The sequence below is a fragment of the Gordonia sp. NPDC003424 genome, from assembly GCF_053588655.1.
Genome location: NZ_JBSFQJ010000001.1, coordinates 287,251 through 313,568, shown reverse-complemented (window position 1 = coordinate 313,568; position 26,318 = coordinate 287,251). Strand labels below are relative to the sequence as shown.

General features: G+C 67.4%; 22 protein-coding genes and 1 riboswitch. Of the genes, 11 read left to right on the top strand and 11 right to left on the bottom strand.

The features are described from left to right. From ACWDTI_RS01420 to ACWDTI_RS01410, 3 genes are read left to right on the top strand one after another with little or no spacing between them, the layout of a single operon-like run. Complete coding sequence (locus tag ACWDTI_RS01420) at positions 1-1,011, top strand: ABC transporter permease (protein WP_449736244.1); 1,011 nt, start codon at positions 1-3, stop codon at positions 1,009-1,011. After that, entirely contained in the window at positions 1,008-3,077 is a 2,070-nt protein-coding gene (locus ACWDTI_RS01415; protein ID WP_449736243.1) for a dipeptide ABC transporter ATP-binding protein, read from the top strand. The genes ACWDTI_RS01420 and ACWDTI_RS01415 overlap by 4 nt, the downstream gene beginning before the upstream one ends. Further along, positions 3,074-4,726 carry an ABC transporter family substrate-binding protein gene (locus ACWDTI_RS01410; protein ID WP_449736242.1) on the top strand — a complete coding sequence of 551 codons (1,653 nt, stop codon included), beginning with the start codon at positions 3,074-3,076 and terminating at the stop codon, positions 4,724-4,726. Before ACWDTI_RS01415 ends, ACWDTI_RS01410 begins: the two co-directional genes overlap by 4 nt. 379 nt (positions 4,727-5,105) lie before the next feature. Here the strand turns inward: ACWDTI_RS01410 and thiD are convergent, their stop codons facing one another. Beyond that, positions 5,106-5,960: a bifunctional hydroxymethylpyrimidine kinase/phosphomethylpyrimidine kinase gene (gene thiD / locus ACWDTI_RS01405; RefSeq protein ID WP_449736241.1), complete on the bottom strand. Its 855-nt coding sequence runs from the start codon at positions 5,958-5,960 to the stop codon at positions 5,106-5,108. Then, on the bottom strand, positions 5,957-7,615 hold the full coding sequence (thiC, locus tag ACWDTI_RS01400; protein WP_449736240.1) for a phosphomethylpyrimidine synthase ThiC: 1,659 nt from the start codon (positions 7,613-7,615) through the stop codon (positions 5,957-5,959). Before thiC ends, thiD begins: the two co-directional genes overlap by 4 nt. Next, positions 7,607-7,721, bottom strand: a riboswitch (TPP riboswitch). Its footprint overlaps the gene before it by 9 nt. Positions 7,722-7,930: 209 nt before the next feature. Between thiC and ACWDTI_RS01395 the strand changes: the two genes are divergently transcribed. After that, positions 7,931-8,281 carry a GNAT family N-acetyltransferase gene (locus tag ACWDTI_RS01395; protein WP_449736239.1) on the top strand — a complete coding sequence of 117 codons (351 nt, stop codon included), beginning with the start codon at positions 7,931-7,933 and terminating at the stop codon, positions 8,279-8,281. A 73-nt stretch (positions 8,282-8,354) separates the two neighbouring features. Further along, positions 8,355-9,119: a siderophore-interacting protein gene (locus ACWDTI_RS01390; protein ID WP_449736238.1), complete on the top strand. Its 765-nt coding sequence runs from the start codon at positions 8,355-8,357 to the stop codon at positions 9,117-9,119. Positions 9,120-9,261: 142 nt separating this feature from the next. Here ACWDTI_RS01390 and ACWDTI_RS01385 read toward each other — a convergent pair whose 3' ends face one another. After that, positions 9,262-11,970: an AAA family ATPase gene (locus tag ACWDTI_RS01385; protein WP_449736237.1), complete on the bottom strand. Its 2,709-nt coding sequence runs from the start codon at positions 11,968-11,970 to the stop codon at positions 9,262-9,264. Positions 11,971-12,124: 154 nt separating this feature from the next. On the opposite strand from ACWDTI_RS01385, the gene ACWDTI_RS01380 reads away from it, so the two are divergent. Further along, positions 12,125-12,988 (top strand): alpha/beta hydrolase, encoded by an 864-nt coding sequence (locus ACWDTI_RS01380; protein WP_449736236.1) that lies wholly within the window; start codon positions 12,125-12,127, stop codon positions 12,986-12,988. A 164-nt stretch (positions 12,989-13,152) separates the two neighbouring features. On the opposite strand, the gene ACWDTI_RS01375 is transcribed toward ACWDTI_RS01380, so the two are convergent. From ACWDTI_RS01375 to eat, 5 genes are all read right to left on the bottom strand, one after another. Further along, positions 13,153-14,508: a serine-threonine protein kinase gene (locus tag ACWDTI_RS01375; RefSeq protein ID WP_449736235.1), complete on the bottom strand. Its 1,356-nt coding sequence runs from the start codon at positions 14,506-14,508 to the stop codon at positions 13,153-13,155. Between the two features lie 20 nt (positions 14,509-14,528). Beyond that, positions 14,529-16,556 (bottom strand): S8 family peptidase, encoded by a 2,028-nt coding sequence (locus tag ACWDTI_RS01370; RefSeq protein ID WP_449736234.1) that lies wholly within the window; start codon positions 16,554-16,556, stop codon positions 14,529-14,531. A 144-nt stretch (positions 16,557-16,700) separates the two neighbouring features. Beyond that, entirely contained in the window at positions 16,701-17,477 is a 777-nt protein-coding gene (eutC, locus tag ACWDTI_RS01365; RefSeq protein ID WP_449736233.1) for an ethanolamine ammonia-lyase subunit EutC, read from the bottom strand. Then, positions 17,474-18,877, bottom strand: a complete 1,404-nt coding sequence (locus ACWDTI_RS01360) for an ethanolamine ammonia-lyase subunit EutB (protein WP_449736232.1) — start codon at positions 18,875-18,877, stop codon at positions 17,474-17,476. Before ACWDTI_RS01360 ends, eutC begins: the two co-directional genes overlap by 4 nt. Continuing rightward, on the bottom strand, positions 18,874-20,301 hold the full coding sequence (gene eat / locus ACWDTI_RS01355) for an ethanolamine permease (protein WP_449736231.1): 1,428 nt from the start codon (positions 20,299-20,301) through the stop codon (positions 18,874-18,876). Before eat ends, ACWDTI_RS01360 begins: the two co-directional genes overlap by 4 nt. A gap of 153 nt (positions 20,302-20,454) precedes the next feature. Between eat and ACWDTI_RS01350 the strand changes: the two genes are divergently transcribed. From ACWDTI_RS01350 to ACWDTI_RS01330, 5 genes are all read left to right on the top strand, one after another. Then, a complete protein-coding gene (locus tag ACWDTI_RS01350; RefSeq protein ID WP_449736230.1) occupies positions 20,455-21,909 on the top strand; it encodes an APC family permease in 1,455 nt (484 codons plus the stop codon). 22 nt (positions 21,910-21,931) lie between these two features. After that, positions 21,932-22,669 carry an IclR family transcriptional regulator gene (locus ACWDTI_RS01345; RefSeq protein ID WP_449736229.1) on the top strand — a complete coding sequence of 246 codons (738 nt, stop codon included), beginning with the start codon at positions 21,932-21,934 and terminating at the stop codon, positions 22,667-22,669. 68 nt (positions 22,670-22,737) lie between these two features. Next, entirely contained in the window at positions 22,738-23,361 is a 624-nt protein-coding gene (locus ACWDTI_RS01340) for a TetR/AcrR family transcriptional regulator (RefSeq protein ID WP_449736228.1), read from the top strand. Positions 23,362-23,485: 124 nt separating this feature from the next. Continuing rightward, positions 23,486-24,061: a MaoC family dehydratase gene (locus ACWDTI_RS01335; RefSeq protein WP_449736227.1), complete on the top strand. Its 576-nt coding sequence runs from the start codon at positions 23,486-23,488 to the stop codon at positions 24,059-24,061. Between the two features lie 46 nt (positions 24,062-24,107). Further along, a complete protein-coding gene (locus tag ACWDTI_RS01330) occupies positions 24,108-24,566 on the top strand; it encodes a MaoC family dehydratase (RefSeq protein ID WP_449736226.1) in 459 nt (152 codons plus the stop codon). A 45-nt stretch (positions 24,567-24,611) separates the two neighbouring features. On the opposite strand, the gene ACWDTI_RS01325 is transcribed toward ACWDTI_RS01330, so the two are convergent. Genes ACWDTI_RS01325 through ACWDTI_RS01315 form a run of 3 tightly spaced genes read right to left on the bottom strand, consistent with a single transcriptional unit; the run spans position 24,612 to position 26,318 of the window. Then, the gene (locus ACWDTI_RS01325) at positions 24,612-25,397 is read right to left on the bottom strand and encodes an exodeoxyribonuclease III (RefSeq protein ID WP_449736225.1); all 786 of its coding nucleotides are present in this window, start codon (positions 25,395-25,397) and stop codon (positions 24,612-24,614) included. A gap of 1 nt (position 25,398) precedes the next feature. Next, positions 25,399-25,881 carry a barstar family protein gene (locus ACWDTI_RS01320; protein ID WP_449736224.1) on the bottom strand — a complete coding sequence of 161 codons (483 nt, stop codon included), beginning with the start codon at positions 25,879-25,881 and terminating at the stop codon, positions 25,399-25,401. A 17-nt stretch (positions 25,882-25,898) separates the two neighbouring features. Then, positions 25,899-26,318 (bottom strand): ribonuclease domain-containing protein, encoded by a 420-nt coding sequence (locus tag ACWDTI_RS01315; protein ID WP_449736223.1) that lies wholly within the window; start codon positions 26,316-26,318, stop codon positions 25,899-25,901.

The following is a 26,318-nucleotide window of genomic DNA, read 5'->3' as shown; positions in this document are numbered from 1 at the left end:
ATGGTGATGCTGCCCCCGGAACCCACCCGGCCCGACAACGCGTCACCCGGGCGGGATTCCACGTCGACGGCCCCGTTGATGGGGGAGACCGGCGGGTTGCTCGCCGACGGCGTGGGGCCACAGCAGGACAGCCTGCAGACCCCGATCGCCCGTGGCCGTTCCGGACGGATGAAGCTTCTCGCAAAACGGTTCGCCCGCAGCAGGACCGCCCTCGCCGGTCTCGTCGTGTTCGTTCTGCTGGTCCTCTTCGCGATCTTCGGCGGGCTGTTCACGAGTTACTCCTACACCGACGTCGATTTCCTGGCGATCGGATTCCCGCCGACCACGGGACATTGGTTCGGCACCAACGACGTCGGCAACGACCTGTATGCGCAGGTGGTGCACGGTCTGCGACGGTCACTGGTGATCGCGCTGTCGGTGTCGTTGGGTACCACGGTGATCGCCGCGTTCGTCGGTGCGCTCGCCGCCTACTTCGGCGGCTGGGTGCAGCGCGTGGTTCTCGGCATCGTCTATCTGCTCCTCGTGGTGCCGAGCTTTCTGATCCTGGCGCTCGTCGCGAACGCGACCGGCGGCGACTGGCGCTGGCTGATCGTCGTTCTCACCCTGTTCGGCTGGATGATGCTGGCGCGCATCGTCTTCTCGATGACCCAGACCATCACCACCCGCGATTATGTACGCGCCGCACGGTATCTGGGTGAGCCGGCGCGAACCGTCGTTGCGCGCCATATCATCCCGAACCTCGCGTCGTTGCTGGTGATCAACTTCGCCCTGGGCGTGGTGGGTACGGTGCTGGCCGAGACGGGGCTCTCGTTCCTCGGTCTCGGTGTCAAGGTCCCGGATGTGTCGCTGGGTGCCCTGTTGCAGTCGGGCGTCGGGGCGCTCGCCGCATCGCCCTGGCTGTTCTGGTTCCCGGCGGCGGTGCTCACGTTGCTCACCGTGTCGATGGCACTGATCGCCGACGGCCTGCGCGACGCGCTCGACCCCACCTCCGGGGCGGGGGCCCGCACATGACCGCCCCCACCACCACAACCCCGGAACCCGTACTCGCGGTGCGGGATCTGCATGTCTCGTTCGGTACCGAGGCGGGCCGGCTCGACGCGGTGCGCGGGCTGACCTTCGACCTCGCCGCGGGCTCCACGATGGCCATCGTCGGCGAATCCGGTTCGGGCAAGTCGGTGTCGGCGGCAGCGATCATGCGGCTGTTGCCGGACACCGCATCCGTACGCGGATCGGTCGCGCTGCGCGGTCGAGAACTGACCGGGCTCGACGACGCCGAGATGTCGGCCATCCGTGGCAACGAGATCGCGATGATCTTCCAGGACCCCTTGTCGTCGCTGACGCCGGTGTTCACCGTCGGCGACCAGATCGTCGAAGCGCTGCAGGCACACGGAGACATCGGCAAGCGCGCGGCCACCGACCGTGCCGTGGAACTCCTTGATCTCGTGGGTATTCCCGATCCTCGGGGCCGGGCATCGGCGTTTCCGCACGAGTTGTCGGGTGGTATGCGGCAGCGGGTCATGATCGCCATGGCGATCGCGAACGATCCGGCAGTGCTCATCGCCGACGAACCCACCACCGCGCTGGACGTGACGATCCAGGCGCAGATCCTCGACGTGCTGGCCACTGCCCAACGCGAGACCGGTGCCGCGCTGCTGCTCATCACCCACGACCTCGGCGTCGTCGCCGGTACCGCCGACGACGTCACCGTCATGTACGCCGGCCGCGCCGTCGAACAGGCAGACGTCGCAACCCTTTTCGAGCATCCGAAGATGCCGTACACGATCGGTCTGCTCGGTGCGATACCGCGGGTGGACACCCGCGACACCGATCTCGTCCCGATCCCGGGGAGCCCCCCGATCCTGATCGGTCTCCCCGAGGCGTGCCCGTTCGCGCCGAGGTGCCCGATCGTGATCGCCGACTGTCGTGACACCGAGCCGGAGTTGCGCACTGTCGCCGGGGTATCCGATCATCGCGTTGCCTGCCTGCGGGCCGACGAGATCGACGGCGACCGGAGCGTCGACGGTACGCCGGTGTTCGCGCCGACGGGTCTCACGCGCCCGACGGAGCGGCCCGCCGACACGGGTGAACCGCCGGTGGTTCTCGAGGTCTCCGATCTGCGTAGGGAGTTCGCACTCACGAAGGGATTTCTGCGGCGCCGCGTCGCGACGGTCCGGGCGGTGACCGGGGTGTCCTTCGGCGTCCGGCGCGGCGAGACGATGGCCATCGTCGGCGAATCCGGCAGCGGGAAGTCCACCACCCTGCTCGAGGTGATGGACTTTGCGCAGCCTGCGGGTGTCGTCCGACTGTCGGGCACCGACCCGGCCACCGTGAACCGTCGCGCGTCCCGAGTGCTGCGCCGCGACATGTCGATCGTCTTCCAGGATCCGGCCGAGGCCCTCGACCCGAGGTTCACCGCCTTCGACATCGTCGCCGAACCGCTACGTGCCCTGGGACTCTCGAAGGACGACGCCGGTCGCCGGGTGACCGGGCTGCTGAGCCGGGTGGGACTCGATCCGGCCCACTCCGACCGATTCCCGTCCGCTTTCTCCGGTGGCCAGCGGCAGCGTCTGGCGATCGCCCGGGCGCTGGCCACCGACCCGAAACTCATCATTCTCGACGAACCCCTTTCCGCGCTCGACGTGTCCGTCCAGGCGGACATCGTGAATCTGCTGCGGCAGTTGCAGTACGAGACCGGCATCGCCTATCTCGTCGTCGCGCACGACCTTTCGGTGATCGCTCACATGGCCGACCGGGTCGCGGTGATGTACCTGGGGCGGTTCGTCGAGACCGGGCCCACCGCAACGGTGTTCGCCGCTCCCACCCACCCGTACACCGAGGCGCTGATCTCGGCGGTCCCCGTCCCCGACCCGCGTGTCGAGCGAGCCCGCACACCGATCATGCTGCACGGCGAACAGCCCAGCCCCACCGCCGACATCGAGGGCTGTGCCTTCGCGAGCCGCTGCCCGCTCTTCGCCGAGCTGGACGCCGACGACCAACACCGGTGCCGCACAATCGAACCGGAACTGCTCGGAGCCGGCGGCCACGCCGCGGCCTGCCACTTCCGGGAGGCGCGATGAAACGGGTCGTGATCATCCTCGCGACGCTGCTGCTCATCGTCGCCGGGGCGACCGGCTGCGGGGTGGCCATGGACGAATCGGCGGTCTCCACCAGTGGCGCCGACCTCAATCCGCAGCCGCGGGAGAACCTCCGGGACGGCGGCAGCCTGACCACCGCGCTCACCGAGGTCAGCCCGCAGTGGAACACCTTCCAGGCCGACGCCACGTCGTACACGTTGCTGATGTGGCGGTGGTACAACCCCGTATTGGCGTTCTTCTCGCCGGACGGCGAGTACTCGTTCAACCGCGACTACCTCACCGACGTGCGCAAGGAACTCGTGAACGGCAAAACCGTTGTCACGTACACGATCAACCCGAAGGCGCATTTCAACGACGGCACGCCGATCGACTACCGGGCCTTCGTCACCACGTGGCGCACCAGCAGCGGCGTGGACCCGAACTACATCACCAGCTCGACCGACGGCTACGACCAGATCGAGTCGGTGACCCGTGGCGTGGACGACCGGCAGGCCGTGGTGCGGTTCCAGGGTGTGTGGGCATGGCCCGACGGACTTTTCAATCTTCTCCTGCATCCCAAAGTGTCCACCGCGGATCTCTACAACAAGGCGTACCTGCAGAACCCGCACGCCGAATGGGGTGCCGGCCCGTACACCGTCGACACCTACGACCCCAACGCGGGGACCGTGACGTTCAAACGGAACCCACAGTGGTGGGGCAGGCCGGGCAAACTCGATCGGCGGGCATTCCGTCAGATGGAGGACCAGGCCGCGATCAACGCGTTCCGCAACGGTGAACTCGATGCGATCGGCGTGGGCAGCAAGGACTCCCGCGCGCAGGTGATCACCATGTCCGACATCGACATCCGTACCTCGGCGTCGCCACAGCAGGCACTGCTGGTGGTCAACCTCGCCACGCCGATCCTGTCCGACATCCGCGTCCGGCAGGCGGTCCTCGACGGGATCGACCGCGAGACCCTGGCGCGCATTCGGTTCACCGGCCTCAACTACACCGAGCCGCTGCCCGGGTCGCTGCAGTTGTATTCGTTCCAGCCCGGCTACGAGGACAACGTCAAGGGCGTCATCGGCTACGACCAGACCAAGGCCCGCGAACTCCTCGACACGGCGGGCTGGAGGCTCGGCGATGACGGGTACCGATACCGCGAGGGCAAGAAGCTGACCTTGGCGCTGCCCATTCTGGGCGACGCGACCGTGTCGCAGAACCTCGCCCGCGCGCTGCAGGCGATGCTCAAGCAGATCGGCGTCGACGTCGCCATCGGGCAACGCCCGAGCTCGGACTTCAGCCGCGTCGTCGTCAACAAGGAGTTCGACCTGTTCCCGATGGGCTTTGCGTCGAGCGATCCGTTCGGCATGGCCTACCTCTGCCAGACCTGGTGTGAGGGATCGCAGTTGAACAAGGCCGGTGCCGGCTCACCCGAACTCGACGCCAAGATCGCCGCCGTCGCCCGCATCCCGGACCCGATGACACAGATCGCCGCGGGCAACCGCGTCGAGCGCGAGGCCTTCGCCCAGTACTCGGACCTTCCGCTGTTCAACGGCCCGACGATGGTCGCCGTCAAGAAAGGCCTCGCGAATTACGGTGCGGGGCAGTTCTACATCGGCCCCATCGAGGACATCGGGTGGGAGAAGTAGGGGTCGGTTCGGCTTGACCACGGCGCTGGTCGACGCCGACCCCGATGATCGGGTAAGTAGCCTGGGCCGCCGCAGCCGGCCGGCGTGGGCTGGGAAGAGTCGCAGCCCTTTTCGCTGATCGATCTCGATGCGGTCGTCGCAAGCTCCTCCCTTACTCGATCAGCGGGGTGTGGCGGCTCTTTGGATCACGCTCCGAGCGCATCGAGATCACCGCGGCACGAGATCTCGATGCGCTCGCTCGCAAGCTCGCTCGCTTACTCGATCAGCGAAAAGGGCTGCCGCTCTTCCCAGCCCACGCCGGCCCGGGCTACTTACTCGATCAGCGCAGAGGCGATGCTTCGCTGATCGAATCCGTGGAGGGGCGGTGCCACTACGCAGATCACTCCCGAGCCACCCGCCACAACGGATTGACCGGCCCATGCCCGGCGCCGAGCGGGTAGGCGTTCTGCAGTCCGCGGGTGACCCACCGCTTCGCGAAGGCGACGGCGTCGGGGACGGTTAAGCCGTGCGCCAGCGCGCAGACGGTGGCGGCGGCGAGGGTGTCGCCGGCGCCGTGGTCGTGCGGGGTGTCGATGCGTTCGTGATCGAACTCGCGAAACCCGTTGCCGTCGAACAGCAGATCCGGACTGTGGTCACTCGACCGTAGGTGTCCGCCCTTGACCAAGGCCCACTTTGCTCCCAGGCCAACCAGCGAGACAGCTGCCGCGCGTTGGGAATCGGCGTCGACGACGTCGATCCCGGTGATCAGCCGCACCTCGTCGAGATTCGGCGTGACGACGGTGGCCAGCGGAATCAGCTTGGTGCGCAACGTATCGAGTGCCTCGGCCGCCAGCAGCGCGTCGCCGTGCATGGAGGCGCACACCGGATCGACGACGAGCGGGATGGGTCCGGCGCCGCCGATCCCGAGGTCGACACAGGTGTCGACGACGGACTCGATGATCGGCGCGGTGGCCAGCATGCCGGTCTTCACCGCACCGATCCCGATGTCGGTCACCACACTTCGTATCTGCGCGGCCACCGTTTCCGGATCGATCGGTTGAAAACCGCTCACGCCCAACGAGTTCTGCACCGTAACGGCGGTCACCGCCACGGTCCCGTGTACTCCGAGCAGCGCAAAGGTACGCAGGTCGGCCTGGATGCCCGCGCCGCCGCCGGAGTCGGAGCCGGCGATGGTCATCACGCGGACCGGGGTGACACCCGGTGCCGCGGTGGGCAATCCGAGATCATCGGTCATCCGGTGGTCTCCAGCGGCAGGTACACGCGGTTACCGGCCTCGGCGAACTCCTCCGACTTGCGGGCCATCTCCGCGGTGATCTTGCGGTCGATGTCCTCGGCGGTGACCAGCCCGTTCTCCTCGGCATAGGCACGGACGTCGGCGGAGATCCGCATCGAGCAGAACTTCGGGCCGCACATCGAGCAGAAGTGCGCTGTCTTCGCCGGTTCGGCGGGCAGGGTCTCGTCGTGGTACTCGCGAGCGGTGTCCGGATCGAGGGCGAGATTGAACTGATCGGTCCACCGGAACTCGAAACGCGCGGTGGACAATGCGTCGTCACGCTCCTGAGCGCGGGGATGTCCCTTGGCCAGATCGGCGGAATGCGCCGCGATCTTGTAGGTGATCACCCCGACCTTCACATCGTCGCGATTGGGCAGTCCCAGATGCTCCTTCGGCGTGACATAGCAGAGCATTGCAGTGCCGGCCTGCGCGATCATCGCGGCGCCGATCGCCGACGTGATGTGGTCGTAGGCGGGCGCGATGTCGGTGGCCAGCGGTCCGAGCGTATAGAACGGCGCTTGTTCGCACCACTGTTCCTCGAGGCGCACGTTCTCCGCGATCTTGTGCATCGGCACGTGACCGGGTCCCTCGATCATCACCTGTACGCCATGGGATTTCGCGATCCCGGTCAGCTCACCGAGGGTGCGGAGCTCGGCGAACTGCGCCTCGTCATTGGCGTCGGCGATGGACCCGGGACGCAGACCGTCGCCGAGGGAGAAGGTGATGTCGTAGCGGGCGAAGATCTCGCACAGTTCGTCGAAGTGGGTGTACAGGAACGATTCCCGGTGGTGGGCCAGGCACCAGGCCGCCATGATCGATCCGCCGCGCGACACGATGCCGGTGACGCGTCGGGCGGTGAGCGGGACATAGCGCAGCAGCACACCCGCATGCACCGTCATGTAGTCGACGCCCTGTTCGGCCTGTTCGATCACGGTGTCGCGGTAGATCTCCCACGTCAAGGCCGTCGGGTCGCCCTTGACCTTCTCCAGTGCCTGATAGATCGGTACCGTCCCGACCGGCACCGGGGAGTTGCGCAGAATCCATTCGCGGGTCTGGTGGATGTCCTTGCCGGTGGACAGGTCCATGATGGTGTCCGCACCCCACCGGGTGGCCCACACCATCTTCTCCACCTCCTCGGCGATCGAGCTGGTGACCGCCGAGTTGCCGATGTTCGCATTCACCTTGACCGCGAACGCTTTTCCGATGATCATCGGCTCCGATTCGGGGTGCCGGTGATTGACAGGGATGACCGCTCGGCCGGCCGCGACCTCGGCGCGCACCAGTTCGACGTCCACCCCTTCCCGGGCGGCCACGAAACGCATCTCGTCGGTGACCAGACCGGCACGCGCCCAAGCGAGTTGGGTCGACGCACCGTCGACGGGCGCCGGCCGCCGCCAGGAGTCGCGAGTGGCGTCGAGCCCGTTCTCGAGGTCGATGTGGGCGTCGGCGTCGGTATAGGGCCCGGAGGTGTCGTAGACGTCGAGGTGTTCTCCGTTGGTGAGCCCGATGCGCCGCTGGGGGACCCGCAGCTGATCGAGTTCGAGGTAGTGCTTGCGGCTGCCCTCGATCGGTCCGGTGGTGATCGAAGCGGCAGATGTGGATACAGGTGTTCCCATTGAGTGGCTCCCTACGCCGGCATTACCCGGACAGGTTCGGGCGGTCGGCGACCGCCTGTCGCCATCTCAGCCCCCGGTGATCGTGGGAGCCCCCGCGTATGGATTTGTGGATGCCCCGGCTGTGGGGCACTGCACACCATACGCCAAGGGCGGCGACCCCGTGCCTCCCCGGGGGATCCTTTGTGCCGCGAACGGAAATGTCGCGCACCACGCGACCGTGGGCTATCGTGTGACCGACATCACAACCGACCCGCGCCCGGTGTTGGGAAGGGGAGTCCACACATCGGGCGATCAAGCGAGCCTGCAGGAGGGATCGTGCAACGGAGACATCGACAGCAACCGCCACAATCGGCGCAGGCCATTCTGCAGCAGATCTCGCAGGTGGTGCACAACCCGGATCGTGACCGGTTCGAATTGTGGGTGGCCGGCGACCTCGTCGGCGTGCTCGGCTACGAGACGGACATCGTCGACGGGCAGAAGACCATCACCATCCTGCACACGGTCCTCTACGACGAGTACAGCGGACACGGACTCGGGACGATGCTGGCACGCAGTGCGATCGAGTACGTGAAGAATCAGCACGCACGTCTGCGGCCCGTCTGCTCGTTCACCAAGAGTTACGTCGACGCGCACCCGGGACTCGTGGCGCTGGCTCCCGTGGCCTGATCCCGTCCACGGGAGCGATCCTGAAGTTAGCGTAGGCTACCCTGATAACTGTTGTCGAGGGAAGGTCTCCGTGATGGTCGATGCGTCGACGAAGCCCAAGGGGCGCGGTATCCAGGGCGTCATCATGAAGCTCTGGGGCGCCGACGACTACGAGTTCACGGTGACCAGCACCGAGCAGATCACCGACGAGTACATCCGGCTCGGGTTCACCGGTGGTGGCCTCCTCGCCGACCGCCCGGTCCATCCCACGATGTGGGTGCGACTGTGGTTCGAGAACAAGCAGGGCAAACTGCACCAGCGCGGCTACACGCTCGTCGATCCCGACCCGGTGACCGATTCGTTCGCGATCGAGTTCGCCATCCACGAGGGTGCCGCCACGCGGTGGGCGCTGGCCGCCCAACCCGGCGACACCATCGGCGCGTCCTTCCTGGGCTCGAAGTTCGCCATCCCCGAACCCGCCCCGAAGGGCTGGATCATCGTCGGCGACCCGGCCGCGCTGCCGGCGATCAACTCGCTTCTCGACGCGATCTCCGAGTCGCCAGACTCGGATGCCCCAGCAACCGTCTGGTTCGAGTACGACCACGAGTCCGACAAGACACTGCCGATTCGGTTGCGGGACAACGACACCATCAACTGGGTGCGCCGCGAGCGGGACGGGGCGGGGCTGGTGGAGGCGGTGCAGGCGGCCGCGTTCGACGCCGACGACCACTTCGGATGGGTTGCCCTGGACGGCAAGAGCACGCGCGCGGTCACCGCCTCGTTCCGGAACGACTACCGGCTGCCCAAGACCGGCATCAAGTCACAGGCGTACTGGCGGGCCGGCGTCGAGGTGTCCTGAGGCCCGGCCCGAACATGCGAGAGGAATGTTCCTCCGCTGCCTCTTGACATCTCCGCGCGAAATCTCCCGCGGAGATGTCAAGACCACGCGGAAGAACCCCGCGACATCGGGATAGCCCGTTCGTTCTCGGACACGGTGACTCTCAGGCGAGAATCTCGGCGAGCTGTTCGCGACTGGTGATGCCGAGCTTGCGGAACGCCGAGTACAGGTGGGCACCGATGGTCCGTGGTGACAGGAAGAGTCGCTCGGCGATCGCCCGGTTGCCGAGCCCGGTGGCGGCGAGTTCGCAGATGCGGAGTTCCTGCGGTGTGAGGACGTGTTTTCCGGATGGCGTGGCACCGGGAAGGCGTTCGCCGGTGGCGCGCAGTTCCTCGCGACAACGTTGTGCCCAGGCGTCGGCGGGGAATGCCTCGAACAGGTCGAGCGCGCGATGCACGTGGCGCCGACTGTCGGCGACGCGACGCATGTGACGAAACCTCCTCCCGGCGTGCAGATGTGCGCGCGCGTCAAAGAATCGCGCCGGAAGCGGGTCGGCCGTGAGTCGCGCACACGCACCGCGGAACGCGGGTTCGTCGGCCAGTGCCAGATCGGCGAACCGCAGCACGGATTCCACAACCGGTGCATGCCATCGGCCATGCAGGAGAGTGAGCCGGTCGACCTGGGATTGGGCGATGTCCCGGTCATCGGTGACCAGTGCGGCCTCGACGAGGTCGGGAAGGGACACGACGGCGAACATCTCGACGAAAGCGGGGTCGTCGGGATCAGTCAGACGGCGAAGCGACCGAATGGCATCGTTGGGGCGGCCGCTGACCAGCGCGGCCATTCCGCCTGCGAGCGTGAGTGTGGCCCGGTTGTCGCGTGCGTCGAGCGCATGCATGACCAGGTCCGACGTCTGCGCGATCGTCGCGGGGTCGGGTTCGACACCGTCTATCGCCTGGTACCACGCCCGTGCGCAACGTGCCCCAGCGGCGAGCCCGGGACTGTTGAGATCGACGGCGAGGTCGCAGGCTTCCTCGACATGCGCGCGGCCTTCGGCAAGCTCGCCCGTCAGGTAACAGATCCAGGACAAACCGAGAAGTGCGTGTGGCAGCAGGTCGAGATTCGCGTGACGCCGGAGGCCCTCGACCGCACGCCGCAGGTGCGTCCCGGCCAGTTCCATCTCGCCACTCAGATTCAGTGCGTACCCCAGATACCACTCGGTCACCGGGTCGGCGGCTTCGCTGTCGTGGTGGTGCCGAATCTGTGTGATCACCTCTTCTGCACGGTTCGATCGCGCGGTGACGGCGGCGAGAAACAACATGCGGGGGTCGGTGACGTCGAGCGTGATCCTGTCCGCGGCCTCGGCCAGAGCGCGCCCGGGGTCGGCGGCCGGCGAGTGGTTCCAGGCCACTGACGCCAAATGCAGCAGCGCATCCAGTGCTGTGTCGACCTCCCCGGTCAATCGCATGTCGTCGATCGCGGCGAGCGCCGGTCCGAGGTCTCCGCGTGCGAGCGACGAGTATTCCTCGACGGGGAGTAACTCACGAATCCACCGGGCGTGCGCCCGGAGCCCCGGTGATCGCGTCTCGACGATCACCCGATCGGTCAACTGCGCGGCGAGTTCATAGGCGCCGGCAAGTCTCGCCGCATCGGCCGCCCGCACCACCCGCTCATCGCGCATCCGAGGGTCGACGGTCAGTGTCGCCGCACGGTGCATCGCGGCGGCCGCCCTCCCCGGGTCGCCCGATGAAAGAGCTTCCCGGGACAGGTCGTCGAGCTCGGCTGCGAGTTCGGCATCGGCGGTCAGCGCCAGCTCGGCCCGCCACCAGACGGTCCGTTCGGGCTCGGCGACCATGTCGACGAGCGTGCGCAGGAGAAGTGTTCGTTCGTCGGGGCGGCTCGCGCCACTGACCGCCGACCGGACGAGCGGATGCCGGAATCGTAGGTACGGGGTCGACCGTTCGATGAGTCCGCCGGCGATGGCCGGGGCGAGCCATTCCGGGTCGGGTGACAGGTCGAGCGCGTGGGCCACGATCGTCGTCGCCTCGCTGACCGATTCGGTATCGAGAAGGACTGCAGCGAGCAGCAGGAGGCGTGCGGGATCGGACAGGTCGGCGTACCGTCCGGCAAAGGCCAGCTGCAATCGCCGGGAAATGGCAAGGGTCTCAACCCGTGTGGTGATCTCGCCGGCCGACAACTCGAGGAGTGCCAGCGGGTTGCCGGCGGACACCTCCAGGATCGCCCGGCGGAACGCCCCACCGGGACGGTCGGGCCGCTGATCCAGCAACGCATTCGAGTCGATGAAGTTGAGTGGCTGCAGACGATGTTCCGTGATGCCCTGGGCCTCGATGGTGTCCATCGGACGTGTGGTGATGACCACCAGCACGGGATCGTGGGCCACACGCCTGGCCGCCATGACCAGAGCGGAACGCGATGCCGGATCGAACCAATGCAGGTCTTCCGCCAGCACCAACACAGGTTGTTGCCGGGCCGCATTGACGAGCAGGGTGAGTGTGGCGAGCCCGGTCATCAACCGTGGCGGTGGGTCTCCCGCGACCATACCGAAAGCGACCTCCAGAGCCTGGCGCTGAGGGCTCGGCAGTTCGCCGATCCCGGCTCGGAGCGGCTGCAGAAGCAGTTGCAGTGCGGAGTACGGAATCGCCGACTCGGAAGGTGCGGCAGAGGTACGGAGCACGAGGGGATGGTGGTGCGCTCCGGCACGCCGCGCGTACTCGTCGAGCAGGGCGGTCTTCCCGACACCCGGGTCGCCGGAGATCAGAATCGCCGACCCGCGTTCGTCGAGTCGATCGAGCAGGTCGTCGAACATCGACAACTCGTGCTGCCTACCGATGAGCTCGACGACCGGACGCACAAGACAAGTTTCCCACCCCGACCCCGTGAGTGATGCGGCTCCGAGATCTAGGTATCGATGACCGAAGCGCGCGGTACGGGGTGGGCCCTACGGTACGAACAGTCCTCGTCGAAGTCGATCACGGCGAGCTGTCCGGAAAGGTCAGGTGAGGTCAATGCCGTTGACACCGCACGAGAACGCCGAATTGGACCGCGCGAATCAGAGTGGCCTGCGTCCCGTGATGTTCATTCATGGACTGTGGTTGCTCTCGAGCAGCTGGGACCGATGGCGGGCGGTCTTCGAGGAGGCCGGCTACATCACGATCGCTCCCGGCTGGCCGGACGATCCCGAGACCGTTGCCGCGGCACGTGAGGACCCGGACGTCTTCGCCCGGAAGATGGTCGGGGAGGTCACCGATCACTATCTGGAGGCGGCGTCGGCTCTGCAACACACGCCCGCGGTGATCGGCCACTCGTTCGGCGGACTCATCGCCCAGAAGATTGCCGGCGTCGGTCACTCGGTGGCCACGGTGGCGATCGACCCGGCACCGTTTCAGGGCGTCCTGCCGATTCCCGCCGCGGCTCTCAAGAGTGCTCTTCCCGTGGTGGGCAATCCCGCCAACACCCGCCGGCCGGTGACGTTGACATTCGACCAGTTCAGTTACGGCTGGGCGAACGCGCTCGAGGAGGCGGAGGCCCGCGGCCTCTACGACACCTATCACGTCGCCGCGGCGGGCAACCCGGTGTTCCAGGCCGTCACGGCCAACCTCAATCCGTGGTCCGAGACGAAGGTCGACGCGAAGAACCCCGAGCGCGGTCCGCTGCTGATCATCTCCGGCGCCGAGGACCACACCGTGCCGCACGCCACCGCGCACAGCGCCTACGAGATCCAGGCCAAACGCAACGATGGGCTGACCGAGTTCACCGAGCTACCCGAACGCGGGCATTCACTCACGATCGATCACGGATGGCGCGAAGTTGCTTCCACTGCAATGGAGTTCATTGATCGAGCGGATGTGAAGCTGACACAGCCCGCCTAGTGGTGCTGTTCGTAAATTCGTCGCCCGGCGAATTTACGGACAGGACCACTAGGGTCAACAGGGACACCCGGCTTCTGCCGCCCCGCCAGGTCCTGGAGCGCCGACGGGCTTCCCGCGCAAGCACTCCAACGGTCTGTGCCCGCCACCGCCCGGTCGCCGGCGGATCACCCGGCCAACCCGCCGGCCGCCGCGACCACCCACGCGAGTTCGTCGTGGAAGATGTCGCTGTGCGCACCCGACGGTGACTTGTCCAGCTTGACGACCTGTGACGCGTCCAGGTTCAAGATCTGCGACTTCACGAACGGGTACGCGGTGTTCACCGCGCCCAGATCTCGGGTGTCCGCGCGGAACGCACCGTGCGAACCCATCGCACGCCACCGGGCTAGCGGGTCGTCGATGCCGGCGCTGTCCTGCCCGGCGGCTGCAGAGGCCAACGGATAGAAGGTCCCCAACGCGCGGTCGTGGCTCGAGAAGCACACGGTGCACGGCCCGTCGATCCGGTCGAGCATCCCGACGAGCGCTCCCGAGCGCTCGCCACCGGTATCGGGGTCGAACGGCAGCGGTCTGGTGAATGCGAAGCGCGAGTAGGCGCCTTGCAGCAGGGTGACGGACTTGACCGGTGACGGCTTCGCGGCCGGCACGTCGCGCAGCGCGAACGAGACCACCCGCGCCCCGAAGCTGTGCCCGATGAGGTGAAACCGCAACTCGGGGAACTCGGTGGCGAGCCGGGCGATCAGCGGACCCACTCCGCGCTCACCGACCACGCCGGCCCGGTTCTTCATCTTCCAGTAACTTGCCTGTCGCAGAGCCTCTTTGGCGCCCTGCCAGAGCTTCTTCGCGAAGTCGCCCAGCCCGGCTGCGCCCATTCCGTCGCCATCGAGGTCGGCGCCGGCATCGGAGAGTCGGGCCGCGTAGTCCTCGAAGACCTTCGTGGCGTTGCGGTCGGCCGACAGCATGCCCGGCCTGGCGTTGATCGGCGCCTCGCCGTCGAGGGTCCCTTCCGGCACGGCGTCGGAGAACTCCTGCAGCGCCGCGAAGAGTTCGCCCACTCGACTCTGGTCTGGTTGCGCCGCAAGGAGTTCGGACAATCGTGCCAACTGTGTGCGGGCCTCGGGGAACACGGCCTGCAGATCTGTCAGCTGATCGTCATCGACCGCGGGCGATCCGAGGTGGAAGTGCGGGGCCGCCTCCACCGCCGCCGCGCCGCCGCCACCACCGGGGGAGGGCGTCGGATCGAAGTCCGGGATGGGCTCGTCGCGCCACAGTGTCGAAGGCCACCGCACACCGACGAACCCGACCGTCTTCCCGGGGCCGATCTGCTTGCGCAACAGCTCGAACCAGCGGTCGTATAGACTCGTCGCCGCCTCCTCGTCGTTGTTCCAGCCGTGGGAGAACACCACCAGATCGGTCAGTCCCGCCGATCTGATGTGTGCGACCAGGTCGCGTTCGTCGTCGGGATTCACGTCGCCCTGTTCGTCGAAGTGCACGGGCCAGGATTCGACAGTCGTCGCGGGACTCATCGTCAATCACCTTTCGTTGATCATCGGGCTTGCAGAGCGCGCATGAGGTCGACCAATCCCGCCCCCTGACAGGTGGCGTCGCGTCGAAGCGATGTGGCGGACTCCATGAAGATGCGCTTGATCTCCTCGGGCTGCCCGATCATCTCGCGTTGCACAGACAAGTAGGCCGCGATCGCGCCAGACACATGCGGTGCGGCCATGCTGGTGCCGCTGTCCTCCACGTAGATCACGGCATTGTCGTCGTCGATGGACAAGGCGGCCTTGGCATCTGCCAGCCCCTTGCCGGCGGCGGCCGAGAAGATTCGTTCGCCGGGCGCCACCAGATCGGGCTTGGCACGCCCGTCCGCGGTCGGCCCGCGCGAGGAGAAGTAGGAGATCCCATTGGTGTGTGGCGACGTCCGATGGGTGGCTCCGACGGTGATCGCCCGCTCGGCATTTCCCGGATCGTTGATCGTCATACCGGAGCTGAATCGAGTGACGTCCGCGGTGAACGTCGGATTCAGCTTCACATATCCCGAGTTGCCGGCCGCCACGACGACAACCACCCCCGACCGCACCAGCTTGTCCACCTCGACACACAGCGGGCTCTGCCCGCAACCGAACCACTCGGCGAGGAACTCGTAGCCGAGGCTGAGGTTCACACCGTGAATGCGTTGCGCGGCACCGCCCTCTCCGTTGACCTTCCGGACGTATGCGAGGGCTTGCATCACCCGCCCGGTCCGGGCAAGCACCCCGCCCTCGTCCGCGAGCACCTTCAGACTGACCAGCTTGGTCAGCGGTGCCACACCGGTCAGCTCGGCCGGCGTGACCCCGGTGCGCTGCATGACGATCGGGAAGTCCCCGTCGGTCGAATCGGCATTGTTGGTCCGTTTCTCGGCGACGATGAGGGGATCCTGCCCGGCGGTCCACAGGTCCAGGCCGCCGGCGATGATCCCGGCGACGTGTGTGCCGTGCCCGTGCTCGTCGACCAGTGGGCTGTCGGCTGTGCCGTTCGGGGTGAAGTCCCTGTGCAGATCGTTGACCGACTCGTGGACGACGGTGTCATGCCCGATGAAATGCGCGTGCTTCTTGTCGATCCCGGAGTCGATCACCGCCCACACGATGCGTTCCCCGGTCGCGGCGAACACCCGCCGCGCCGGCAATGCCTTGACCGTGATGCCCGAGGCGTCGATCTGCGGGTGCATCCCGAAGTCCGGCCAGATCCGGTAGATCGCTCGCCCGGGCCACGCACCCGCCGTCGCATCGGCGGTGATGATCCCCTCGATCTGCGCCGGATAGAGGTCCCCCATCAGATACTGATCGGCGACCGGGGTCGGACGCCCGGCTCCGCCGACCATCTGCCAGAGATGGTCGACGACGCGCTCGGCCGCCTTCTCGATACCGCCGGTGAAACCACGGTTGAGCTCGATCATGATGGGCTCGGGTGCCGCGGCACCGGCGGGTTCGCCATTCTGCCCCGCACCGGCGGGTTCGCCATTCTGCCCAGAACCGGTCGGGTGAACGATCTTCTCCCGCAATGGCGGGGTCAGCACCCCTGCGAGCAGCATGGTCTGCGGCGTTCCGTCGTCGCGTCGGGGTTCCGGCCGTTCCGGTTCGTAGTGTGCGGCGCGTTCACACGCGGAGCCGACCTCCTGCGCGCCGCGAGCGGTCAGCCGGATGAGCGGGCCCTCGTTCGGCTCGGCGCCACGTCGCCGTCGTCGACTCACGAGTCGACCACGAACGAGCGCATCGACGGCGTCATCGACCTGGCCTTCCCAGCGAGGTCGGTCACCGACGTAGCGTCGCGATTCCGGATCGAACTGCGCCGCGAATCGTGCCCCGACCATCGCTTTGAGCAAGGCCGGGGCCACCGGTTTGTTCGTCCCATCCGGCGCGTCCGGCGTGTCCGGCGTGTCCGGCGTGTCCGGCGTGTCCGGCGCGTCCGGCGCGTCCGAGGCGGCCAGAGCGCCCAGGGCGCAAAGGACCCGGTCGGTCCACAGCGTCGCTACTGGTTCGTCTGCCACCACTTCACCATCCGGCCCGGCCGCAGCCGCCGTGCTGCGGTTCACCGCTGACAGTATGTTGTCTGACGCCGCTCAACCTGCGTATTCGACTACTCGAACGCACCGACCACGATCACACGACCCCGGCGTGCGTTCCGTTTCCGTCGGCGAGGACGCGTCGCGCAAGTCCGGGAGGGCCTCGCTCGCCGTCTACCCGGTCGCCGACAGGCCCGCGGCGTCGTCGACGGCGGACAACTGCTCACCCGAGGTGTCCTTCAGCGCCACTCCCGACGCTCCGAGTTTCCGTGCACCGCTGATCAATCCGCGCACGATCCGGGCGGCGTCCGAGTACGCCAGTCCGTCCGGTGGGTGGATGTTCGAGATGCAGTTGCGTTCGGAGTCACGGCGACCCGGTCGCGGACGGTAGGTGAGGTAGATGCCCAGACTGTCGGCCACCGACAGTCCGGGGCGCTCGCCGATGATCACCACCAGTGTCTCCACATCCAGCGCCTCACCGATGTGATCTCCCAGTGCCACACGGGCATTCGTGGCGATCACCGGCGGTGCGATCGAGTGGTCGGCGCCGAGCAGGTCGATCAGGGCGCCCACCAGATGCGCCGCGTGGGTGTCGACCGCGGTGGCCGAGAGTCCGTCGGCGACAACGATGCCGACATCGGCTCCGGTGGCGGCGATGTTCGACACGTCGGCCGGCAGGCGACCGAGATCGGGGCGTCGAAGGTAGTCGCCACGCGACGACGCCCGACTGGTGACCACGGCCGGTGCACCGAGCCCGAGCCCGGCGAGGCTCTCGGCCAGGACGTCGACCGACATCGGTGTGTGCACGGCGTCGCGGGCCGCGGCGTGCGCGCTCTGGAATTCCAGGACGTCCCGCGTGGACAGCGCACTTCCACTGCGCTGCAGCCCGATTCTGGCCTGGGTCGAGCGCCGCAGCGGGCTCCAGGGATCGTCGGCGGGGGTGATGTTCATGACGCAAGACTCCGGAGTGGTGAGGACATCGGGTCCATGGGCAGCACGCGGCCGGCCGGGTCGGCCATCCCGACCCGCTGCATCCAGGCCTCGAATTCGGGGGCGGCCCGCAGGCCGAGGACGTCGCGCAGATACAGGGCGTCGTGGAACGACAGGCTCTGATAACCGAGCATGATGTCGTCGGCGCCGGGAACGGTGATGACGAACGCGACACCGGCCATGCCCAGCAGGCTGAGCAGCGTGTCCATGTCGTTCTGGTCGGCCTCGGCGTGATTGGTGTAGCAGACATCGACGCCCATCGGCAGCCCGAGAAGCTTGCCGCAGAAGTGGTCTTCGAGTCCGGCGCGGATGATCTGCTTTCCGTCGTACAGGTATTCGGGGCCGATGAACCCGACCACCGTGTTCACCAGCAGCGGTTCCAGCACACGCGCCAGGCCGTAGGCGCGGGTCTCCAGGGTCTGCTGATCCACCGGCCGGCCGCCGGCGCCCAGGTGTTCGCCCGCCGAGAGTGCCGACCCCTGGCCGGTCTCCAGGTACATCACGTTGTCGCCCACCGTCCCTCGCTGCAGGGAGCGGCCGGCCTCGTTGGCCTCACGCAGCATCGACACGTCGACCCCGAAGCCGCGGTTGGCGCCCTCGGTGCCGGCGATCGACTGAAACACCAAGTCCACCGGCACATTCCGCTCGATGAGATCGACCGTGGTGGTCACGTGCGAGAGCACGCACGACTGCATCGGGATGTCGAAGCGCACGCGGACCTCGTCGAGCAGTTCGAGCAGGGTCGCGGTGGCCTGCGGTGAGTCGGTGGCCGGGTTGATCCCGACCACCGCGTCACCGGCGCCGAGCAACAAGCCGTCGAGCAGGCCCGCGGCGATGCCGCGCGGATCATCGGTCGGATGATTGGGCTGCAGGCGGGTCGCGAGCCGGCCGGGCAGGCCGATCGTGGTGCGGAACCCGGCCGTCACCTCGATCGACTCGGCGACCGCGATCAGATCCTGGTTGCGCATCACCTTGCTGACCGCGGCGACCATCTCGGGTGTCAGGCCCGGCGACACCTGGCGGATACGGTGTCCGCCAAGGGGTTCCGAAGCTCGTTCGAGCAGCCAGTCGCGGAACCCGCCGACCGTCAGGTGGGCGACGGGGCCGAACGCGGCCCGGTCATGGGTGTCGATGATCAGCCGGGTGATCTCGTCGGTCTCGTAGGGGACCACCATCTCCTCGAGGAACACCGTCAGCGGCAGGTCGGCGAGCACCCAGGCGGCGGCGGCCCGTTCGGCGTCGGATTCGGCTGCGCACCCGGCCAATTGGTCGCCGGACCGGGCCGGGGTGGCCTTGGCCAGCACGTCGACCAGATTCGCGAACTGGTAGGTGTGCCCGCGGACGGAGTGGGCGTAGGTCATGACAAACCACCTTCGGCGTCGGCGATCGCGGCGAACTCGTCGTCGGCGCTGGCGAAGACCAACCGCTTGCGGCTGTACAGACCGAAGTATGCCATGAACAGGGCGAATACGATGACGCAGCCGATCGCAGCCTTGACGTCCACCAGGAAGGTCGCGATCACCGCCAGCAGGGCGACGACCAACGCGAATCCGGTGGTGACGATCCCGCCCGGAGTCCGGTACGGACGTGCCATATCGGGCTCGCGGAAGCGTAGGACGATGTGGCTGATCATCATCAGCACGTAGGACAGCGCCGCGCCGAAGACCGCCATGTTGAGCAGCATCGCGCCCTGCCCGGTCAGCGACAGGATGAATCCGACGACGCCGGGCACGATCAGCGCGAGCGTCGGCGACTTGCGGGAGTTGGTCACCGACAACGCCTTCGGCAGGTAACCGGCGCGGGACAGGGCGAACAACTGGCGGGAGTACGCATAGATGATCGAGAAGAAGCTCGCGATCAGCCCGGCCAGACCGATGTAGTTGACGACGGTGGCCGCGGTACCCGACCCGAGTGCCTCCACGAGCGGATTGCCAGAGTCGGCCATCGCCGCCGCGCCGCCCGCGCCGGTGGTCAGGAACAGCACCAGCGCGCAGGTCAGCACCAGGACGGAGATCGCCGCGATGATCCCGCGCGGGACGTTGCGCGCCGGATCCTTGGCCTCCTCGGCGGCCAGCGGGACGCCCTCGACCGCGAGGAAGAACCAGATGGCGAACGGGATCGCGGCCCAGATGCCGAGGTAGCCGTGCGGCAGGAACGCGCTCGCGCCGGCGGCGTCGGTCGGGGCGATGTCCGTCAGATGTGCCCAGGAGAAGTCGCCGGCCGCGGCGACCCCGAAGATCAGCAGGCCGACCAGCGCGACCGCGGTGATCACGAACATCACCTTCAGCGCCTCGCCGACCCCGGCGAGGTGGATGCCGATGAACAGCGCGTACACGGCGAGGTAGACCCACCAGCCGTCGCGTATCCCGAACAAGCCGAGCGATTCGACATACGCGCCGATGAACGTGGCGATCGCGGCCGGGGCGATCGCGTACTCGATCAGCACCGCGGTGCCCGTCGCCATACCGCCCCAGGTCCCCAGCGCCCGGCGCGCGAAGGTGTAGCCGCCGCCCGCCGCGGGCAGTGCCGAGGACATCTCGGCCATGCCGAGCACCATCGCGATGTACATCGCCGCGATGACGATCGCGGCGATCGCCAGTCCGCCGAAGCCGCCCTGCGCGAGACCGAAGTTCCAGCCGGAGTAGTCGCCGCTGACGACGTAGCTCACGCCCAGGCCGGCCAGCAGCAGCCAGCCGGCGGTACCGGTCTTCAGACGGCGTTTGTCGAGGTAGTCGGATGCGGATGTCGGCGTAGCGGCACCGACGCCGGGATCAGTTGTGGTCATGAGCAGCGACGGTAGGCAGCGCAGATGACACTGTGATCGCCGTCACGTATCGGCGCCCGAGAATATCCGCGGCCGCGATTCTCATCGTGGTTAACACGGACGAAACACAAGGAGGTGGCGCCGAGTGCCGCCATCGGCCACTGTAGAACAGCCATGACATCGCACTCACCCCTCTATGTCGACGAGTCGTCGGTGGCCGGGCTGAGTCGACGGCAGCTACCGTTCATCCCCGTCTTCGCGCAGTCCGTCGCGGCGATCGCGCCGGCGGGGACGTCGGCGGTCACGCCGATGTTCGTGATCGGCGCGCTCGGCGGGTTCAGCGGTGTCGTGTCGTTTGCGGCGGCGATGGTCGTGGTGTTGCTGGTCGCCGCGTGCATCCGTCCGATGGCCCAGCGGCTCGCGGTGGTCGGCGGGTTGTACTCGTACGTCGCGCACGGTCTCGGGCCGCGTTCGGCACTGGTGACCGCGTGGTCGGCGGTCGTCGGTTACGGCTCGGTGGGGATGGCGTCGCTGCTCGCCGTCGGACTGTACCTGGCGCATATCGCGGTCAGTGTCGGGGTGGCCACGGTGGTGCCCCTCGTCTCGATGAGCGCGATCGTGATTGTCGCGGCGCTGGTCGCGTGTGTGTTGATGGTGCGCGGGATCAAGGTGTCCGCCGCGGCCACCCTCGCCGTCGAGGTCGTCGCGGTGCTGCTGATGGTCGGGTTGATGGTCGCCGTCGGCATCGCGCATCGCGACGTGCCGTGGTCGGAGGTGTTCGCCGCGCGCGCCGACCACGGTTTCTCGGGGATCGGCATCGTCGTCGCGGTCAGCGCATTTGTCGGATTCGAGAGTGCGACAACGCTGTCCGCCGAAGCCCGCAAGCCCTTTCTGAGCGTGCCGCGCACGCTGCGGTGGACGCCGGTGGCCGCCGGCGTCATCTACCTGCTGGCGGTGGTCGCACAATCGATGGCCATCTATCACGCTGACGAGACCGTCCAGTCGAGCAGCACACCACTGGCCGCGCTGTTCCTGGCCGAGGGATCGCGGGCCGCGTCGGTCGTCCTCGACGTCGGGATCGCCACCTCGTTCTTCGCGTGCGCGCTCGCGTCGGTGAATGCGCTTGTGCGGGTGCTGTTCTGTCTCGGCCGGGAGCGGGTCGCCCCGCCGGCCCTCGGGCGTGCGCACCCACGATTCCACACTCCGGCGATCGCCGCGGTGAGCGCGATGGTCGTCGTGACCGTGGTGCCGCTGATCTTCCTGTGGTGCGGCGGTGACCCGGAGGCCGGCATCCGGGACTTCCTGACGCTCTCCGCATTCGGGTACATGGGCAGCTACCTTGCCGCCTGCCTGGCCGCCCCCGCGCTGCTGCGGACCATCGGCGAGGCGAGCCGACGTATCACGGTGCTCGGGGTGGTGGGGGCACTCCTGTTGGCGGCGCTTCTGGTCGGTGCCGCGGTGACCGGCTTCGGGCACAGCACCGCACTGCTGATCGTCTATGCGGCCAGCATGGTGATCGCGATCGCCGTGGTGTGGGTCGTCGGCCGGGTCGCGCCCGAGCGACTGGGCCGGGTCGGGGTGTACGACGAGACGAGTCGCGACGACATCCTGACGGCGACACTGAGGTGAACCGTGACGGTGGGGTGCCGGCGTGGCGGTAGGGCGGGGGAGTAAACCCGACGCGGTCGCCCGATCGCTGCAGATCATCGAGGCGGTCGCCGATCTCGGTGTCGGCACCACCGGACAGGAGATCGCCCAACGGCTTTCGGTGCCACCGGCCACCACGTATCGGCTGTTGAATTCGCTTGTCGCGGAGGAGTATCTGGTGCGCACCGCCGACCTCCGCGGGTTCGCCCTCGGGACCCGATTGCGGTCGATGGTCGACGCCGCGACCGTCCCGACGGTGAATGCGCAAGCGGCCGAGCACATCGAGGACTTCCGTGGCGGAGTCCGTTTCGGCGTCCACATCCTCTACTACCGTCCGACGTCGGTACGGCTGCTCGACGCAGATCCTGATCATCCGTTCTACGGCGAGCGTGAACTCATGCGGTGTCCACACGCGTCGTCGGCGGGCAAGATCCTGCTGGCGTCGCGATCGCGGTGGCGGGACATGCTTCACCCGCCGTTGACCGCCCTCACCGTCCACACCGTCGTCGACCTGACGGTGCTCGCGGCGCAGATCGACGACGTCCGGCGCACCGAATTCGCCAGCGATGTCAGTGAACTCGTCGCCGAACAGGCGAGCATCGCGGTGCCCGTGTACGACGTGACCGGTGAGGTGCGCGGTGCGGTGATGGTCACCGGTGTGGCGTCGAGGATCGAGGCGCTCGTCGAACTGGCGCCCCGGTGCCGGGTGCTGGCGGCGACGCTGGGATCCCTGCTGTACTGACCGCGCAGAACTCGACCGGCTCCCTGGTACGTTGAACGCCAACGAGGCGGTCCAGGAGGGCGGATGCGATGGCGAGCGACACCGCACTGCCACGCGGTTCGACGCCCCGGGGAGCCCAGCGGCGACAGGAATTGCTCGATGCCGCCCTGCGCCTGATCGCGCGGGAGGGGCCGGGCGCGGTGACCTTCCGGTCGGTTGTGGAGGAGGCACACGCCAGCCATGGATCCATCCGCTACTACTTCGGCAGTAGAGAGGATCTGATCAGAGAAGCGCTGGCCCACACCGCAACCGCCAACATCAACGCGCTGGCCGCGGCCTGGCCGGACATCGACAGTGCCCAGACCGTCGACGACATGGCGCGACGGATCGCCGCGCACTGCGTCACGCAGATGATCGACAACGCCGACATGGGTATCACCATCGCCGAACTGCACCTCGCGGCGGCGCGGAGCGCGGAGTACCGGCCGGCGATCGTGGAATGGGGACGGGCGTTCGCCACGATCGCCGCACCCACGTTCGAGATGCTCGGCTCGGCCCACCCCGAGCACGACGCCGGTGTGCTGGTGAGCACGATCACCGGACTCGTGATCACCCAACTCGCTGTTCGCAGCGAGCAATTCGAGGACGACGTCCTCGCACCGACCATCGCGCAGCATCTGCGCGACATCGGAACGTCGACCGCCCTCACATAGCGGCCCGTTGACAACCTCTCGACCACACGCCTAGAGTTCTCCGCACGGAGAAGTTCTCCAAATGGAGCATTTTGTGCCGATCCTCGACCGATCGGATCGGCGTGAACCGTGAAAGGAACCCGATATGACCACGACAAACGCCGTCGACACCGCTCGATTCGAGCGCTTCGTCACCACCGAGCGCCAACGAGAGTTCCACCGCGACTTCCTCTCCGGATGGCGGGCGAACGAGTTCTGGGCCGACCTCGAGGTCGGCGTGTGGCAGGACCTGCCCGACGTCTTCGAGGTGCGCCAGGAAGACGTCCTGGCCTACAACCGGGCCGTCGGCGAAGAGCACCCGCTCTACGTCGATCCCGAGTACGCACGCGCCCATGCGCCCGGCGGGTCCGTGCTGGTGCATCCCATCTTTGCGACCACCGTCGTGTTCTGGTTCTCGCAACCCGGCCGTCAGGGCTCCTGGATCAGGACACCTGGCGCCCGAAACCCGTTTCAGCACTTCGTGATCCACGATCAGATCCGTGTGGGCGACAGGTTGTGGCTGCGGCAGGAGAACTCGGAACGCTTCCTGCGCCGGGGGAGCGCGTACGTGACGACCCACGGGCTGATCCGGGACGTCACCGGCAGAACCAAGGTCGAGACCTGGGGCACGCTGATCCTTCCCCGCACCCGCGAGGACGTCCGGGAATACGCCGAAGCGTGACCCGGTGCCACCAGAACCTATTCCACACAAGAGAATTGAGGAACCCATGACCGCCATCGCGACAACCCCCACGCCCTACCTCGACGACCTGACCACAGGCGATGCATTGCCGGAGGTGACCTACACCGTCGACCAGGACCGCATCGACCGGTACGGACTCGCCAGTCTCGACCTCAATCCGGTCCACATGGATCCGGTCTGGGCGGCCCGCGCCCAGGTGTTCGGCATGCCCGAGACGGTCCAACACGGGATGATGAGCATGTCCTACATGACCTCCACCGTCCTGCGTGCCTTCGGTCCGCTCACCGAGATCACCTCGGTGAAAAGCACGTTCACCAAGCCCGTCCCGGTCGGCACAACGATTCGGTGCCGCGGCGTGGTGCGCGACATCCACCTGCACGCCAACGGCACCGATCACGCGGTGATCAAGGTGACCGCCACCGACGACGCCGGGGACACGGTGGGCGTGAGTGAGATCTCCGCGAGGCTTCCGCGTAAGCCCTGACTCGGATCCCGGCTGACGTCGGCCGATCCGACGGTGTCACGACCGTCAGAACTCGACCACCACCGGCGCGTGATCGCTTGCGCCCTTGCCTTTTCGCGCATCCCGGTCGACGAACGCCCCACGCACCCGGTCGTCGAATGCCGGTGAGCACAGCAGAAAGTCGATGCGCACACCCTCGTTGCGGGGGAAGCGCAGTTGCTGGTAGTCCCAGAAGGTGTACCCGTCGGCATAGGGCGCCGCGGAGTCACGGAACCCGGCATCGGTGATCGCCGCCAGCGCCGCTCGTTCGGCCTCGGACACGTGGGTGCGTCCGTCGAAAAGTGCCGGGTCCCAGACGTCGTCGTCGGTGGGGATGATGTTCCAGTCGCCGGCGAGGACGATCTGTGCGGCCGGATCGTGGGCCAGCCACAGCGCGCCGATGTCGCGGAGGGCGCCGAGCCATTCGAGTTTGTAGGCGTAGTGCGGGTCGTCGAGGGCGCGCCCGTTGGGGACGTACAGGCTCCACACCCGAATGCCGTTGCAGAGTGCCGAGATCGCCCGGGCCTCGACGGCCGGCGGGGTGTCCCCGGAGCCGAACGTGGGCTGGCCCTCGAACCCGATCTCGATCTCGTCGAGACCGATACGCGAGGCGATGGCGACGCCGTTGTACCCGCCACCGCCACACAGTGCGACGTCGTAGCCGGACGCGAGGAAACTCATCAACGGGAACTCGTCGTCGCGGCACTTGGTTTCCTGCATGGCGAGCACGTCGATGTCGTTGCGTTCCATCCAGGCGACGACGAGTTCGGATCGGGCCCGGATCGAGTTCACGTTCCACGTGGCGAACCGCATGTCAGGCCTCGATCACGGCGATCGGTGATCCGGTGTCCCGCCAACGATTCTCGACCTCGTGTCGGTGAGAGGAGTCGGTGTGCAGCAGCACCGCGAACGTGGCGGGCGGATCGGCGACATCCCGGTAGTGGTCCCGATAGAACGCGAGAGAATCGGCGAACCAGCGCAATTCGTCGGGTGCCTCGCGTAACAGCTTCTCCGGGTGGGCGATCACGGTGAGATATCCGGCGGCGGGGGAGCCGTGGACATCCGAGTCGAGGTCACGCATGCAGTCGTCGAGGGCGTCCTTGTTGCGGCCGAAGTGATCCGGGAACTGCCACGCGCGCGCCAGCGAGTCGAGGAGGGTCGCCATGGTAGGCGCCGCGTCGGCGTCGAGGGTGCGGGTGCGGAAGTCGGCCGGGGGTGTGGGGAGCCGTTGCGCGACAATCACTCCCACACAGGCGCCGTCGCGCCCGGCATCCGAGAGGAATCGTCGTAGGGTCACGGCTCGATCTGCTCTGCTCATGTGCTGGGCCCTCGGATCATCACGAAACTCTGATAGTGGTCGTCGGTGTACCAGGCCGACCCGTCGCTGCCGGTCACGATGCGTTCGGCATCCCGGCTCTTCCCGGGCTTCTTCGGGTTGACGTCCCATTCCCGATACGTGATCGGGGAGCCGTTCTTGCCGGTCTTCGGGAGGTGGCCCTCGTTGTTGCGAAACACCGTGCCGCCCTTGGTGCCCGGTGCGTCGGCGGCGTCCGGCCACCGGCCGGCGTCGATCAGCGCCAGGGTCGCGGTGACCCGCGCCGGGACGGCGGCGGTGGTACTGGTGGTCGTCGCGGTGGTGGCCGGCATGGCGCCGCACGCGGCGAGCAGTCCCGCGACGGCGGTGACGAGCAGCCACGAGATCGTGCGGCGGTGCGGGTGCGTGGATGGGTGCAT

Coding starts and splice junctions, on each gene's coding strand:
- ACWDTI_RS01420 (WP_449736244.1), top strand. CDS start 1: ATGGTGATGCTGCCCCCGGAACCCACCCGGCCCGACAACGCGTCACCC.
- ACWDTI_RS01415 (WP_449736243.1), top strand. CDS start 1,008: ATGACCGCCCCCACCACCACAACCCCGGAACCCGTACTCGCGGTGCGG.
- ACWDTI_RS01410 (WP_449736242.1), top strand. CDS start 3,074: ATGAAACGGGTCGTGATCATCCTCGCGACGCTGCTGCTCATCGTCGCC.
- thiD (WP_449736241.1), bottom strand. CDS start 5,960: ATGACCGATGATCTCGGATTGCCCACCGCGGCACCGGGTGTCACCCCG.
- thiC (WP_449736240.1), bottom strand. CDS start 7,615: ATGGGAACACCTGTATCCACATCTGCCGCTTCGATCACCACCGGACCG.
- ACWDTI_RS01390 (WP_449736238.1), top strand. CDS start 8,355: ATGGTCGATGCGTCGACGAAGCCCAAGGGGCGCGGTATCCAGGGCGTC.
- ACWDTI_RS01380 (WP_449736236.1), top strand. CDS start 12,125: ATGCCGTTGACACCGCACGAGAACGCCGAATTGGACCGCGCGAATCAG.
- ACWDTI_RS01375 (WP_449736235.1), bottom strand. CDS start 14,508: ATGAGTCCCGCGACGACTGTCGAATCCTGGCCCGTGCACTTCGACGAA.
- eutC (WP_449736233.1), bottom strand. CDS start 17,477: ATGAACATCACCCCCGCCGACGATCCCTGGAGCCCGCTGCGGCGCTCG.
- ACWDTI_RS01360 (WP_449736232.1), bottom strand. CDS start 18,877: ATGACCTACGCCCACTCCGTCCGCGGGCACACCTACCAGTTCGCGAAT.
- eat (WP_449736231.1), bottom strand. CDS start 20,301: ATGACCACAACTGATCCCGGCGTCGGTGCCGCTACGCCGACATCCGCA.
- ACWDTI_RS01350 (WP_449736230.1), top strand. CDS start 20,455: ATGACATCGCACTCACCCCTCTATGTCGACGAGTCGTCGGTGGCCGGG.
- ACWDTI_RS01340 (WP_449736228.1), top strand. CDS start 22,738: ATGGCGAGCGACACCGCACTGCCACGCGGTTCGACGCCCCGGGGAGCC.
- ACWDTI_RS01335 (WP_449736227.1), top strand. CDS start 23,486: ATGACCACGACAAACGCCGTCGACACCGCTCGATTCGAGCGCTTCGTC.
- ACWDTI_RS01330 (WP_449736226.1), top strand. CDS start 24,108: ATGACCGCCATCGCGACAACCCCCACGCCCTACCTCGACGACCTGACC.
- ACWDTI_RS01325 (WP_449736225.1), bottom strand. CDS start 25,397: ATGCGGTTCGCCACGTGGAACGTGAACTCGATCCGGGCCCGATCCGAA.
- ACWDTI_RS01315 (WP_449736223.1), bottom strand. CDS start 26,318: ATGCACCCATCCACGCACCCGCACCGCCGCACGATCTCGTGGCTGCTC.